The sequence below is a fragment of the Actinoplanes italicus genome, from assembly GCF_003001815.1.
Taxonomy (GTDB): Bacteria; Actinomycetota; Actinomycetes; order Mycobacteriales; family Micromonosporaceae; genus Actinoplanes; species Actinoplanes italicus.
Window position 1 is genome coordinate 766193 of the sequence record NZ_PVMZ01000002.1, and the last position, 13837, is coordinate 780029.

Here is a 13837-nt window from a genome sequence, read left to right on the forward strand (position 1 = left end):
GGTATGCCACAGCCGGGAAGATCCGGGTCAGAGGCGGTGGGCCTCACGGACCGTCGTCACGCCCCGGGTGTCGAAGAAGCGCTTCGCGATGCGGGCCAGGTGGTCCGGGTCGTACTCGCGGTGGTTCTGAACGAGGATGACCAGGTCGGCGGAGGCGGCCGCGCCCTCGAGGTCGTCGGTGCGCGAGACCGGCACGCCGTCGAGCTCCCACGTCGTCACGTGCGGGTCGTGGTAGGCCACGGTGGCGCCGAGGGATGCCAGCTGACGGGCCAGCGGCGCGGCCGGGGACTCGCGCTGGTCGGCGATGTTGGCCTTGTACGTGATGCCGAGCAGCAGGACGGTCGCGCCCCGGACGGCCTGGCCGTCGGCGTTCAACAGGTTCTGGGCGCGGCGCGCGACGTACGCCGGCATCGTGGTGTTGATCTCCTGAGCGAGCTCCACGAACCGGAACGGATAACCGAGCTTGCTCCGGACGTTGTGGGAGAGGTAGTTCGGGTCGATCGGGATGCAGTGACCGCCGACGCCGGGCCCGGGGTAGAACGCCTGGAAGCCGAACGGCTTCGTGGACGCCGCGTGGATGACGTCCCACAGGTCGATGTCGAGCTCGTGGCAGAACCGGGCCATCTCGTTGACCAGGGCGATGTTGACGTGCCGGTACGTGTTCTCGAGCAGCTTCGCGGTCTCCGCCTCGCGCGTCGACCGGGTCCGCACGACAGTCTCGACGAACCGGCTGTAGAACACCTCGGCCCGGTCGGTGCACGCCGGGGTGTAGCCGCCGACCACCTTGGGCGTGTTGTGGGCGCCGAACACCTCGTTGCCGGGGTCGATCCGCTCCGGCGAGAAGGCCAGGTGGAAGTCGATGCCGGCGGTGAGCCCGGAGAGCTGCTCGAGCCGTGGGCGCACCTCCTCGTCGGTGGTGCCGGGGTACGTCGTGGACTCCAGCACGACCAGCATGCCGGGGCGCAGGTTGCGGCCGACCGCCGACGTGGCGCCGAGAACCGCCCGCAGGTCGGGCCCGTCGCCCTCGGCGAGCGGCGTGGGCACGCAGATGACCGCGGTCCGCGCCTGCCCGATCAGGGCCTCGTCACTCGTCGGCAGGAAGCCGCCGGCCAGCATCTTCTCCACGTCGGTGCCGCTCAGGTCGTCGACGTGCGAGCGGCCCTCGCCGAGCGAGCGGACCACGTTCTCGTCGATGTCGAAGCCGAGGACCGACATGCCGGCGCGGATCGCCTGTTGCGCCAGTGGCAGGCCGACGTACCCCAGGCCCAGGATGACGACGTCGTAGCTCAAGGAGTCTCCTTCTCACAACAGGGTCAGGCGACGGGCGGGAGGGCCACGTCCGGCGGGACCGGCCGGTCGTCCCGGCCGGGGTTCGGCTTCCGGGGCGCCGCGATCGTGCGGACGTTCCGGTGCTGCAACTCGTACGGGGAGGTGAACGGCAGATAGGCCGGAAGGAACTCGGCGACCAGGGCCTCCTGATCGGCGACGGCGGCGCTGTGCACGTCCACGTCGTTGAGGCAGAACGCGTCGACGTTGCGGCCGCGCAGCAGCCGGGCCAGCCGCAGCGGGGTCGCCGGGCTCGCCAGGTCGGTGTAGAGGTAGCGGATCCGGCCGGGGGCGGCCTTGCCGGTGAGGTACGCGTAGTACTGCTGCAGTGACGACAGCAGCGAGATGTCGTCCGGATGCCGGAACTGGTGCCCGGCCGTGGCCGTCACCTGCTCGGCGAACCGCTCCTCGATCTCGGCGATGACACCGCGCCGCGACGGATGCGGGGTGTGCATCATCTTGCGGGTCAGCATCCGGCCGAACGTCTCCTGGATGAGCCGCCGGTTGTTCTTGGCGGCCGAGTCGGCGGGCCGGTCGGCGGGACCGCGCGGTGCGGTGTCGACCCGGGCCGCCGAGGCGAAGAACTTGGTGAGCCCACCCGGGGTGAAGAACAGGTCGGGGGTGACCGGCCGGCCCAGGATCACGTCGTCGTTGAGATACAGGAAGTGCTCGGCGAGGCCCGGGATGCGGTGCAGCCGGGACTCGATGGCCTGCGAGTTGAACGTCGGCAGCCGGCCGGTGTCGCCGAAGATCTCCCGGTGGCCGACCACGGTGAGCCGCGGATGGGCCCGGTCCAGCCAGGACGGCACCTGGTCGTCGGTGACCAGGAAGACCCGGCGCACCCACGGGGCGAAGCAGTGCAGGGCACGCAGCGAGTAGCGCAGCTCGTCACGGCTGACGTACCGGGAGTCGTTGGCGGCCTGCCCGCTGACGTCGCCCACCCAGGAGTTCTCGGCCATGGCCCGGGCCTTGCGGCGCTGCCAGTCCGGGTCGGAACCGTCCACCCAGGTGTAGACCACGTCGACCGGGAATTCGATCCGGTCCGGGTCCACGGTGGTGAAGACCCGGCGGGTGCGGTACGGCGTCGCGTCGTCCGGTGCGCTGAAGGGGCCGAAGACCGGCTCCGGTGCGGTGGTGACCGGCTCGTCGGCGGCGATCGTGTCGGCCACCGGGTTGCGGCGCGGCGACACCAGACGGCCGCCCTGTTCGCGCCAGAACTCGACCTCGCACGCCAGGTCGTGGCCGAGCAGCAGGGAGGCCCCCGGATCGGTGACCGGCCAGCAGACGCCGACCACGTCGGGATCGCGGCGGCGGCGTCCGGGCCGGATCACGCGCAGCGAGCCGTGGTCCTCGGTGATCAGGTCGCGGAGCAGGCGCAGCACATCGGCGCGGGCGGACTCGCGGACCGCCACGGCGGTGCGGGTCGCGGCGCGCGACGGCACCCGGAACCAGTCGACGCCGGCCTCGTCCAGCGCCCGGACGACCCGGTCCAGGTTGAGCCGGCGGACCTCGACGGGGGCGGCGGCCGGATCGATGCGGGCGGTGAGCACTCCGGCCGGGGTGCGTACCCGCCGGGTGGCGGTCCCCGCGCGACCGATGCGGGCCGGTCCGAGGGGCATCAGGGTGCGGGCGATCCGGAGCCGTCGTTCCGGCGCGACGCGGGGCAGGACACGCGCCTCGACCGTCTCGAAGATCCGCCGCCGGACCGGCCAGGGGGCCATCCGCAGGACCTGCCGCAGGGTCACGCCGTCGTCCTTTCGCCGCACTTCCGCCGAGGGTTCAACGCCGACTCTGAGATGGAAGTTGCGGTCTATATCCCCATTAGGTGCGTTATACGGCTTTGGGGAGACGGGCGTGCCCGGATGTGCCTACTTCACCCTTAGGGGAACGGATGGGGGTCTCAGCCGATGCGGCCCGTTGCGCGGGAAGGGCATGGTGGAAGACGCGACGACGCGACGACGGCGGGAGGCCGGCGATGGGCAAGGCAATCGCAATCCTGGTGGCACTGGCGGCCGTGGGCTGGCTCGCCAGCTCGATCCTCGGCCCTCTGCTCTACTACCTGGTCGTGGGCGCGCTGGTCATCGGCGGCGGCGCCTACGTCTACTCGCGGGTGAAGCGATCGCTTGCGCCCGGCACCCGGACCCAGCGGCGCATCGAGGCCGCGGCCCGGACCTACCGCATGCGGAACCGGTGAGGACGCGACGGTACGGCTAGGCTTGCGGTCGACGCCAACATTCACGACCAACGGGAAGTCTCACCGTGTTTGACACTTTGAGTGACCGCCTCTCCGGGATCTTCGGCAAGCTCCGCGGCAAGGGCAAGCTCACTGATGCCGACATCGACGCCACCGCGCGCGAGATCCGTCTCGCACTGCTGGAGGCCGATGTCGCGCTGCCCGTGGTCAAGGCGTTCATCGCCAACCTGAAGGAGCGGGCGCGCGGCGCCGAGGTCTCCCAGGCGCTGAACCCGGCCCAGCAGATCATCAAGATCGTCAACGAGGAGCTCATCGAGATCCTCGGTGGTGAGGGGCGGCGGCTGCAGTTCGCCAAGCAGCCGCCCACCGTCATCATGCTGGCCGGCCTCCAGGGCTCCGGTAAGACGACACTGGCCGGCAAGCTCTCCCGCTACCTCAAGAACCAGGGGCACCAGCCGCTGCTCGTCGCCTGTGACCTGCAGCGCCCCAACGCGGTCAACCAGCTGCAGGTGCTCGGCCAGCGGGTCGGGGTCGACGTCTACGCCCCGCAGCCGGGCAACGGCGTCGGCGACCCGGTCCAGGTCGCCCGCGACTCGATCGAGCACGCCAAGCGGGCCGCCAAGGACATCGTCATCGTCGACACCGCCGGTCGCCTCGGTATCGACGCCGAGATGATGCAGCAGGCCGCGAACATCCGGGCCGCGGTCGACCCCGACGAGGTCATCTTCGTCATCGACGCCATGGTCGGCCAGGACGCGGTCCGCACCGCCGAGGCCTTCCGTGACGGCGTCGGCATCACCGGCGTGGTCCTCTCCAAGCTCGACGGCGACGCCCGCGGTGGTGCCGCGCTCTCCGTCCGGCACGTCACCGGCCAGCCCATCCTGTTCGCCTCCACCGGCGAGAAGATGGAGGACTTCGACGTCTTCCACCCTGACCGGATGGCCGGCCGGATTCTCGACATGGGCGACCTCCTGACCCTCATCGAGCAGGCCGAGCAGGCCTTCGACGATGACCAGAAGGAGAAGATGGCCAGCAAGCTGCTCGGTGGCGAGCAGTTCACGCTGGAGGACTTCCTGGATCAGCTGATCGCGGTCCGGCGGATGGGCCCGATCGCCAACATCCTCGGCATGATGCCCGGCATGGGTCAGCTCAAGGGCCAGCTCGACGAACTCGACGACAGCCACTTCGACCGGGTCACCGCGATCATCCGGTCGATGACCCCGGGCGAGCGCACCAACCCGAAGATCATCAACGGCTCACGCCGGCTGCGCATCGCGAACGGCTCCGGCGTCACCGTGATGGACGTCAACCAGCTGCTCAACCGCTTCACCGACGCGCAGAAGATGATGAAGCAGATGAGCGGCATGATGGGTCTGCCGGGTGGCCGTCGCAGCGCGACGAAGAGCTCCAAGAACAAGCGCAAGGGCACCAAGGGCGGCAACCGGCCCCGCGTCGGCGGACGTCCCGGTGGCATGCCGGCCGGGTTCCCGGGTGGCTTCCCCGGTGGTGGGATGCCGCAGCTGCCGCCGGGTCTCGACCCGAGTGCGCTCGGTGGGGCGCCGGGCGGCTTCAAGCTGCCGAAGCTCGACTTCAACAAGCTGAGCAAGCCGAAGGACGAAGATCGTTGATCTAGTCGTGGTACTAGTTGAATTGCGCTAACTGTCAAGGGGCAAGTAGCATGGGTGGCGATTCACGTGAGGAGAAGCGCGTGACCGCTGCCCTTGATCTCCCTGCCCTGCGTGACGAGCGGGACTGGACCACTGACGACCTGGCCAGCCTTCCTGAGGGACTCCGTTATGAGTTGATCGACGGAAGGCTGATCTTGCCGTCCCCTAACGGTATTCATCAGAAGCTCGGCTACAAACTCACGCAGGCACTGGAGGAAAACTGTCCGCCGGGCTACGACGCGGTGTCTGACTATTCGCTGGCGGTTGATCGCAGCAACGAACCTCGACCGGACGTCGTCGTGGTGCACGAAAGCGTCATGGCACTGACTCCAGCGCCGATCGAAAAGGCCTTGCTCGTTCTCGAGATCATTTCGCCGACGTCTCACTTTCGGGACATGCATGCGAAAACCAAGTTCTACGCGGCAGCCGGGGTCGACTACTACTGGATCGTTGATCCGACCGGCGACGGCGGTGTGACTCTTACGGTGCTCCACGTCGGCCGGACAGGGGCCTACGAGACCGTCCTGAACACTGACAAGGTGTTCAACACGGATGTTCCGTACCCGATCACCGTCGATCTTCCGGCGCTGACGGCGCTGCGTGACAAATACCTCGCTGCCCAGGAGGGCGCTTGATCCGGTAGGACTTAACCCATGGCGCTTCATGTGCGTGGGACGGTTCTGCCGGACGGCGAGGTCCGGGATCTGTGGCTGGTCGGCGATCGGGTCACCTTCGAGCCGGTGGCCGATGCCCAGACGATCAGTGACGGCGGGTTCATCCTGCCGGGACTCGTCGACGCGCACTGCCACCTGGGGATCGCCTACGGGGCGAAACCGATCGAGAGCGTGGCCGAGGCCCGTGAGCTGGCCGTCGTCGACCGGGACGCGGGCGTGCTGGCGCTGCGTGACGCGGGTTCGCCTTTCCCGTACCCCGAATTGGATGATGAAGCCGGAGTGCCCCGCCTGGCCCGCGCCGGACGCCACGTCGCCGCGCCGCGACGCTATCTGCGGGACATCGGCGTCGAGGTGGCCGGTGACGACGTCGCCGCCGCCGTGACCGAGCAGGCGAAGGCCGGCACCGGCTGGGTGAAGCTGGTCGGCGACTGGATCGACCGTAACGTCGGCGATCTCGCCCCGAGCTGGGACGCCGCCACCATGGCCGCCGCCGTCGACGCCGCGCACGCCGCCGGAGCCCGCGCTGCCGTCCACACGTTCTCCGAGGAGGGTGTGGCGATCATGGTGAGGGCCGGCGTCGACTCGGTCGAGCACGGCACCGGCCTTTCCCTGGACCTGATCGACGAGATGGCGGCCCGGCGGACCGCCCTGGTGCCCACGATGATCAACATCAGGACGTTCGGGAAGATCGCCGACAGCGCGCGCGGCAAGTTCGACGACTACGCCGACCACATGATCGCCATGCGCGACCGTTTCCCATCAGTGGTGCTGGCCGCCCACGAGGCGGGCGTCCCGATCTACGTGGGTACCGACGCGGGTGGCGGCATCCGGCACGGCCTGGCCGCCGAGGAGATGCTCTACCTGCACGAGGCCGGCATCCCGGCGATCGACGTGCTGGCCGCCGCCTCGTGGGGAGCCCGCGAGTGGCTCGGTTTCCCCGGCCTGGTCGAGGGCGGTCTCGCCGATCTGGTCGTTTACGAGACCGACCCGCGCGCCGATCTGCGGGTGGTCCGGGCCCCCCGCCGGATCGTCCTGCGAGGGGCCGTCGTGAAGTGATCAGCGGGTGAGCCGCCAGACCCACAGCTCCCGGCCGGCCGGGCAGGTGAGCAGGTCCTCGTTCCAGTCGCACCGGCCGGAGATCTCCGGGATGACGCCCAGCTTCGCCGCCTGGTAGTCGATGTTGGAGACGCCGCGGACGGTGAACCGGCCGTCCCCGGCGTCCCGGGTCAGGGTCAGCGCGTTCCCGTTGTCGGCGAACCCGCCGATCCCGTCGTCGGAGTACCGCGCCCGCCCGTTCTCGTCGTAGAGCGTGGTCCCCTTCTCACCGGTGCCGCTGGTCAGGATGTGACCGAGCCGCGTCGAGTTGTCGCCGTACCGTGGCACGGCGCCGGTCGTCCGGATCACATCACCGGTGTTCGGATCGATCATGATCAGGCGGGCCTCCTGTTTCGCCCCGTTCGCTTCGCGCCTCTCGAGGACGCAGACCCGTGTCTGCCCGCAGGGGAAGGGATATCCGAACTCCGCCGAGTCATCGGGCTGGTAGAGGACGTGGTCGGGCGTGGTGATGCTCCAGACGCCGTCGATGCGCAAGGTGGCGTAGATCTTCCCCTCGTACGCGAACAGCTCCTCGGCACCCGCCCGGCCCCTCGCGACCGACCGGATCTTGCCGGTGCGGATGTCCCGCACCGTGATCCGGCCGGACTCGCTCAGATCGACCACCCGGTCGTCGGTGAACGGGAAGGCTTTGGCCGCGTCCGGACGGAAGAGGGCCGAGGTGGTTCCGCTGTGCTCCTCGCTGTCGTCCGGCCCGACCCGCATACCGCTGATCAGTTTCGTCGGGTCCCCGTCAGCCGGCTCGGTCCAGAGTCTCCGTCCACCGGCCAGGTCGTACGCCTCGATCGCGCGGGTCTCGTGGACCATCCGGACCAGCACGTCCTCGTGGAGCACGAGCTGGTCGCGGTCGGTGTGCCGCAGCTCCCAGCGCTTCGCGCCGGTGGCCGGGTCGTGGAACAGCAGGAGCCGGTCGGCAGGCTCGTCCAGAGACTCGGATTGCGGCTTGATCTCCCGCAGCAGGATCACCGCCTTGGACGTGGTGGCGACCCCCAGATGGAAGCTCTCCCGGCCGGTCGTCCGCCAGAGCGTCCTCCCGGTCCGGGCATCCACGGCTACGGTCTCCTGGGATCCGTCCCCGGCCCGGATCCAGCCGATCACCCGGTCCCCGGAGATCCGGGCGCCGTTCCACATCCGGCCCTCGCCGGTCCGCAGCGGCTCACCGACCGGCGCCAGCCCGCGGATCCGCGCCGGGGTGGTGGCCGGCAGGATCGGCTCGGCGTCGCTGTGCCGCCGGTCGAGGAGCACGCCGGTTCCGGCGAGGAGCACCAGCACCGCGGCGGCGGCCATCCCGGCTCGGCTGCGGGCGCGGCGCTGCCGGCCGCGACGGCGCACCTGCTCGACCTCCGCGAGCGGCACGGCGTCGGCCTGCCGGCCCAGCGCGGTGAAGAGTTCGTCCAGATCAGCGGGCACGGCGGGCTCCTTCCGGCGCCATGACGGTGGGGTCCTCCAGGGCCGCCGCGAGCAGCGTGCGACCCCGGAAGAGCCAGGACTTGACGGTGTTCTGGGAAGCGCCGGTCTCGGCCGCGATCTCGGCGATCGACCGGTCCAGCAGGTAGTGCAACGCCAGCGCACGGCGCAGTTTGTCCGGCAGCTCACGCATCGCCCGGACCAGCAGCACCAGGTCCTCCGACGGCGGGGCGACCGTCGGCAGCGGCGGTTCGGCCGCGGCCCGCGCCCGGCGCACGCCGATGCGGCGCCACCGGTCCGTGGACAGCCGGTTCACCACGACGCGCAGCCACGCCTCCGGGTCGTCGTACCCGGAGACCCGCCGCCATCGCTGCCAGGCGCGGGCGTACGCCTCCTGCACGAGATCCTGCGCCTCGCCGGGATCCCCGGTGAGGCCGTACGCGTAGCGCAGCAGCCGCCGGGACGTGTCCCGGTAGAAGCCATCGAAATCCATCCGCCACCCCGTCCTTCTCCGATGAGGGACACGGGATGCCCACCCGGCAGGTTGCACCCGGGACGCGACTACGATGCTTCCTCATGGCTCGCGTGCTCACTCCCCGTGCGGAGGACTTCCCCCGCTGGTACCAGGACCTCATCGCCAAGGCGCAGCTCGCCGACAACGGCCCGGTGCGCGGCACGATGGTGATCCGGCCGGTCGGCTACGCCATCTGGGAGCGCATGCAGGCCGACATGGACGCCCGGATCAAGGAGCAGGGCGTCCAGAACGCCTACTTCCCGCTCTTCATCCCGGAGAACTATCTGCGCCGCGAGGCCGACCACGTGGAGGGCTTCTCGCCGGAGCTGGCCGTGGTCACCCACGCCGGGGGCAAGGAGCTGTCCGAGCCCCTGGTCGTGCGCCCCACCAGCGAGACGGTGATCGGCGAGTTCATGGCCAAGTGGGTCGATTCGTACCGTGATCTGCCTCTGCTGCTCAACCAGTGGGCCAACGTGGTCCGGTGGGAGCTGCGCCCGCGCACCTTCCTGCGGACCACCGAGTTCCTCTGGCAGGAGGGCCACACCGCGCACGCGACCGAGGCCGACGCCCGCGAGCACGCCCGTGACATCCACCACAACGTCTACCAGGCGTTCATGGAGGAGATGCTGGCCATCCCGGTGGTGCCGGGTCGCAAGACCAAGGGCGAGCGCTTCGCCGGCGCCACCAACACGATGACCGTCGAGGCCATGATGCGCGACGGCAAGGCGCTGCAGATGGGCACCTCGCACGAGCTCGGTCAGAACTTCGCGAAGGCGTTCGACATCACCTACTCGTCGGCGGAACGCACCGTCGAGCACGCCTGGACCACGTCGTGGGGCACGTCGACCCGCATGCTCGGCGGTCTGATCATGGTGCACGGCGACGACAACGGCCTGCGGCTTCCGCCGCGGCTCGCGCCGATCCAGGTCCAGATCATGGTGGTCAAGGCGGGCGAGGGTGTCGCCGAGGCGGCGGACCAGCTCTTCAAAGACCTCAAGGCCGCTGGTGTACGGGTGAAGCTCGACGACCGGGCGGACATCCCCTTCGGCCGTCGCGCGGTCGACGCGGAACTGCAGGGCATCCCGATCCGGATCGAGGTCGGCCCGCGCGATCTGGCGAACGGCAACGCCGTGGTGGCCCGCCGGGTCGACGGCACCAAGTCGCCGATCCCGCTGGCCGAGGTGACGAACGCGGTGGTGGCCGCGCTCAAGGCCGATCAGCAGCGCCTCTTCGACGACGCCCTGGCTTTCCGGGTGGAGCGCACCGTCGACGTGAAGACGCTCGGCGAGGCGATCGAAGCGTCGCAGACCGGCTGGGCGCGGGTCCCGTGGTCGGCGGTCGGCGAGGCCGGCGAGAAGGAGGCGAACGGCAAGGCCGTCACGGTCCGCTGCCTGACCCGCGAGGACGGCTCGATGCCGGAGTCGGACGAGGAGCCGGACCTGATCGCCTACCTGGGTCGTTCCTACTGAGCGTGAGATTTCAACCGGGTCGCCTGATCCTGCACCGCGACACCCACCACGGCCGGATCGCCTTCGTGCATCCCGGCCGGGTGATCTCGGACGACGACCGTGGGCTGCTCATCTGGGTGGCCCGCGGCTCGACGATCGCCGTCGAGGCGACGCTGGACGGCCGTTTCCCGCGGGACCTGCCGTTCCCGGAGTGGATGGCGGCCGAGCGGGCGCTCCGGATCGCGCAGTGGCGCGGCCCGGGCGTGCTGCGGCTCTTCCCGCCCGGCGCGAACCACTCGGTGTGGTTCTTCCGGGACGACGAGGGCGAGTTCACCGGGTGGTACGTGAACCTGGAGGAGTCCGCGGTCCGCTGGGACGACGGTGACGTCGCCGGGATCGACGTGATCGACCAGGACCTCGACGTCGTGGTCGCCGCCGACCGCACCTGGAGCTGGAAGGACGAGGACGACTTCGCCGAGCGTCTGGCCTTCCCGGAGCTGTACTGGGTGCCCGACGAGGCGGCTGTCCGGGCCGAGGGCCGGCGGCTGATCGAGCGGGTCGAGGCGGGGGAGTTCCCCTTCGACGGCACCTGGACGGATTTCCGTCCCGACCCGTCCTGGCCCACCCCCGCCGAGCTGCCGTCCGGCTGGGACCGGCCGGTGGTGGCCCGGTTGGGAGAGACGGCCGCTCGTCTGGCAGAATGACTTGTTGGTATCCGGCATGCGTCAGGCGCCCTCTAACCCCTGATCGCCACGCCAGTCCATGAGGCATCGGTCCCGCAATCCCCACGTGGGTTCCGTTCGGCTCAACCACGCAGTCATCAGGAGCGAATAAACCGTGGCCGTTAAGATCCGGCTCCTGCGGATGGGCAAGATCCGCAACCCGCAGTACCGCATCGTCGTCGCCGACTCGCGCACCAAGCGCGACGGCCGCGCCATCGAGTACATCGGCATCTACCAGCCGAAGGAACACCCCTCGGTCATCGAGGTGAAGTCCGAGCGCGTTCAGTACTGGCTGTCCGTCGGCGCCCAGCCGTCCGAGCCGGTGCAGCGCATCCTGGAGAAGACCGGCGACTGGCAGAAGTTCAAGGGTCTGCCGGCCCCGCCGCCGCTGCTGGTCGCGCCGAGCAAGCAGAGCAAGGCCGAGGTGTACGAGGCTGAGGCCAAGGCTGCCGCCGGTCTGACCGAGACCACCAAGCCGGCCACCCAGAGCAAGTCGGCCAAGAAGGCCGCCGCTCCGGAGGTCGCCGAGGCCCGCCCGGCCGACACCAAGGCCGCCGACCCGGCTGAGCCGAACCGCGAGGCTGTCGCCGAGACTGCACAGGACCCCGCCGGTGCCGGCGCCGACGCGAGCTGACGGGGCGCTCCGGCCCGCGCTGGAGCACCTCGTCAAGGGCATCGTCGACAACCCGGACGACGTCCGGGTTCGTCTGGTCGACTCGCGTCGCGGCAAGCGGCTCGAGGTCCGTGTGCACCCGGAGGACCTGGGAACGGTCATCGGGCGCGGCGGTCGTACGGCCAAGGCCCTGCGTCAGGTGATCGGGTCGATCGGCGGTCGTGGCATCCGGGTCGACATCGTCGACGCGTACTGATCGATGCTGCTCGTCGTCGGCCAGATCGGTAAACCGCACGGCATCCGGGGCGAGGTCACGGTGGTCGTGCGGACCGACGAGCCCGAGGAACGCTTCACCGCCGGGTCGGTGTTCATCACGGAGGTCCCCAGGGACCGCCGGGTGAGCGCCGGCCCGGCGGCCGCTCCCGGTGCTCAGCCCCCCGCGTCTGAGAAGTTCGAAGTTCCGAAAGAGCTCGTCCTCGAGTCGATCCGCTGGCATCAGGGCCGCGGCATCGCCGTCTTCGAGGGCATCCACGACCGCAACGTCGCCGAGGCGTTGAAGGGTGTCTTTCTCCAGGTGGACAGCGCCGGCCTGGCACCGCCGGAGGACCCGGAGGAGTTCCACGACCACCAGCTCGTCGGGCTGCGCGTGGAGTCCGCGGACGGCACCGAGCACGGCACGGTCCAGCGGATCGAGCACGCTCCGTCGTCGGATCTGATCGTGCTCGCGAAGAAGGGCGGCGGTACCGCCCTGATCCCGTTCGTCACCGTGATGGTCCCGATCGTGGACCTGCGTGGCGGCCGGATCGTCGTCGACCTCCCGGAAGGCCTCCTCGATCTGTGAAGGTTCTCCTGTGAAGGTCGACATCATCTCGATCTTCCCGGACTACTTCGCGCCGCTCGAACTCTCGCTGATCGGCAAGGCGCGGACCACCGGGACACTCGACCTGACCGTGCACGATCTGCGTACCTGGACGTACGACGTGCATCGGACGGTGGACGACAGCCCGTACGGCGGTGGGCCGGGCATGGTGATGCGCCCGGAACCCTGGGGGCAGGCCCTGGACGCCGTCGCCTCGCCGGGTGCGACTCTGGTCGTACCGTCGCCGGTGGGGAAACCCTTCACCCAGGCCGACGCCGCGCGTCTCGCCGACCTCGACCACCTGGTCTTCGCCTGTGGCCGTTATGAGGGCATCGACCAACGGGTGATCGACGACGCCGCGGACCGGATGCCGGTGCTCGAGGTGTCCCTCGGCGACTACGTGCTGTTCGGCGGCGAGGTCGCGGTGATCGTGATCATGGAGGCGGTCACCCGCCTGCTGCCGGGGGTGCTCGGCAACGCCGAGTCGCTGACCGAGGAGTCGCACGCCGCCGGCCTGCTGGAGGCCCCGGTCTACACCAAGCCGCAGTCGTGGCGTGGTCGTGAGGTGCCGGACATCCTGCGATCGGGTGATCACGGCCGGATCGCCCGCTGGCGCCGTGAGCAGAGCCTGCTGCGCACCGCAGACCGCCGTCCCGACATGTATGCCGCCTACCCGCCGGAGAACCTCGACTCCAAGGACCGGAAAGCCCTTGCTGAGGCCGGATTACAGCTCCCGGCTCCGCGTGTGGCAGAGTAGGGAGGTTGCCGTCTCAGTCCTGCGCCGCAGGAACGGGACGAGGGCCTTTTGAAGTCACGAAAGGTCAGAATCACCCATCCGCGTGCCGAACTCCCGGCGCGCCACAGAGTACGAGGATGCAGCGATGAACACGCTGGACGCTCTTGACGCCCAGTCGGTGCGCACCGACCTTCCGGACTTCCGGGCCGGTGACACGGTCAAGGTGCACGCACGGGTCGTCGAAGGTAACCGGTCCCGTGTCCAGGTCTTCCAGGGCGTCGTGATCGCCCGCCAGGGCAGCGGCCTGCGGGAGACCTTCAAGGTCCGCAAGATCAGCTTCGGTGTCGGCGTCGAGCGGACCTACCCGCTCAACAGCCCGGCGATCGACAAGGTCGAGGTCGTCACCCGCGGTGACGTCCGTCGCGCCAAGCTCTACTACCTCCGCGAGCTGCGTGGCAAGAAGGCGAAGATCAAGGAGCTTCGGGAGAAGCAGACCGTCTGATCCACTCGGTTCTGATCCAGTCGGTGCGTCAGGAACCGGCGCGGGCGAACTACGCTTGCGCC

Annotated in this window: 15 protein-coding genes; 11 read left to right on the forward strand and 4 right to left on the reverse strand. The window is 69.7% G+C overall.

Annotated features, from left to right (window positions below; all coding sequences use genetic code 11):
- Nucleotides 1-27: 27 nt before the first annotated feature.
- Nucleotides 28-1290, reverse strand: coding sequence for a nucleotide sugar dehydrogenase (locus tag CLV67_RS07465; RefSeq protein WP_106316382.1), 1263 nt, complete (start codon nucleotides 1288-1290; stop codon nucleotides 28-30).
- 23 nt (nucleotides 1291-1313) lie between these two features.
- Complete coding sequence (locus CLV67_RS07470) at nucleotides 1314-3071, reverse strand: stealth family protein (protein WP_239165977.1); 1758 nt, start codon at nucleotides 3069-3071, stop codon at nucleotides 1314-1316.
- A 230-nt stretch (nucleotides 3072-3301) separates the two neighbouring features.
- Between CLV67_RS07470 and CLV67_RS07475 the strand changes: the two genes are divergently transcribed.
- From CLV67_RS07475 to CLV67_RS07490, 4 genes are all read left to right on the forward strand, one after another.
- Nucleotides 3302-3520 carry a hypothetical protein gene (locus CLV67_RS07475; protein ID WP_106316383.1) on the forward strand — a complete coding sequence of 73 codons (219 nt, stop codon included), beginning with the start codon at nucleotides 3302-3304 and terminating at the stop codon, nucleotides 3518-3520.
- 65 nt (nucleotides 3521-3585) lie between these two features.
- On the forward strand, nucleotides 3586-5148 hold the full coding sequence (gene ffh / locus CLV67_RS07480) for a signal recognition particle protein (RefSeq protein ID WP_106316384.1): 1563 nt from the start codon (nucleotides 3586-3588) through the stop codon (nucleotides 5146-5148).
- Between the two features lie 80 nt (nucleotides 5149-5228).
- Entirely contained in the window at nucleotides 5229-5822 is a 594-nt protein-coding gene (locus CLV67_RS07485; RefSeq protein WP_106316385.1) for a Uma2 family endonuclease, read from the forward strand.
- An 18-nt stretch (nucleotides 5823-5840) separates the two neighbouring features.
- Nucleotides 5841-6917 (forward strand): amidohydrolase family protein, encoded by a 1077-nt coding sequence (locus CLV67_RS07490; protein ID WP_106316386.1) that lies wholly within the window; start codon nucleotides 5841-5843, stop codon nucleotides 6915-6917.
- On the opposite strand, the gene CLV67_RS07495 is transcribed toward CLV67_RS07490, so the two are convergent.
- Nucleotides 6918-8384, reverse strand: a complete 1467-nt coding sequence (locus tag CLV67_RS07495; protein WP_106316387.1) for an outer membrane protein assembly factor BamB family protein — start codon at nucleotides 8382-8384, stop codon at nucleotides 6918-6920. It abuts the gene before it with no gap.
- Complete coding sequence (locus CLV67_RS07500) at nucleotides 8374-8874, reverse strand: SigE family RNA polymerase sigma factor (RefSeq protein ID WP_106316388.1); 501 nt, start codon at nucleotides 8872-8874, stop codon at nucleotides 8374-8376. The genes CLV67_RS07495 and CLV67_RS07500 overlap by 11 nt, the downstream gene beginning before the upstream one ends.
- A gap of 83 nt (nucleotides 8875-8957) precedes the next feature.
- Between CLV67_RS07500 and proS the strand changes: the two genes are divergently transcribed.
- The 7 genes from proS (at nucleotide 8958) to rplS (ending at nucleotide 13775) form a co-directional block, all read left to right on the forward strand.
- Nucleotides 8958-10364, forward strand: coding sequence for a proline--tRNA ligase (gene proS, locus CLV67_RS07505; RefSeq protein ID WP_106316389.1), 1407 nt, complete (start codon nucleotides 8958-8960; stop codon nucleotides 10362-10364).
- A 2-nt stretch (nucleotides 10365-10366) separates the two neighbouring features.
- Nucleotides 10367-11047 carry a ribonuclease FAU-1 family protein gene (locus tag CLV67_RS07510; protein ID WP_106316390.1) on the forward strand — a complete coding sequence of 227 codons (681 nt, stop codon included), beginning with the start codon at nucleotides 10367-10369 and terminating at the stop codon, nucleotides 11045-11047.
- 133 nt (nucleotides 11048-11180) lie between these two features.
- Nucleotides 11181-11699 (forward strand): 30S ribosomal protein S16, encoded by a 519-nt coding sequence (gene rpsP, locus CLV67_RS07515; RefSeq protein WP_106316391.1) that lies wholly within the window; start codon nucleotides 11181-11183, stop codon nucleotides 11697-11699.
- Complete coding sequence (locus tag CLV67_RS07520) at nucleotides 11677-11934, forward strand: RNA-binding protein (protein WP_014447131.1); 258 nt, start codon at nucleotides 11677-11679, stop codon at nucleotides 11932-11934. The genes rpsP and CLV67_RS07520 overlap by 23 nt, the downstream gene beginning before the upstream one ends.
- Nucleotides 11935-11940: 6 nt before the next feature.
- Complete coding sequence (gene rimM, locus CLV67_RS07525) at nucleotides 11941-12519, forward strand: ribosome maturation factor RimM (protein WP_203736857.1); 579 nt, start codon at nucleotides 11941-11943, stop codon at nucleotides 12517-12519.
- Between the two features lie 10 nt (nucleotides 12520-12529).
- A complete protein-coding gene (trmD, locus tag CLV67_RS07530) occupies nucleotides 12530-13294 on the forward strand; it encodes a tRNA (guanosine(37)-N1)-methyltransferase TrmD (protein WP_106316393.1) in 765 nt (254 codons plus the stop codon).
- Nucleotides 13295-13418: 124 nt separating this feature from the next.
- Nucleotides 13419-13775, forward strand: coding sequence for a 50S ribosomal protein L19 (gene rplS, locus CLV67_RS07535; RefSeq protein ID WP_106316394.1), 357 nt, complete (start codon nucleotides 13419-13421; stop codon nucleotides 13773-13775).
- Nucleotides 13776-13837: the final 62 nt, after the last annotated feature.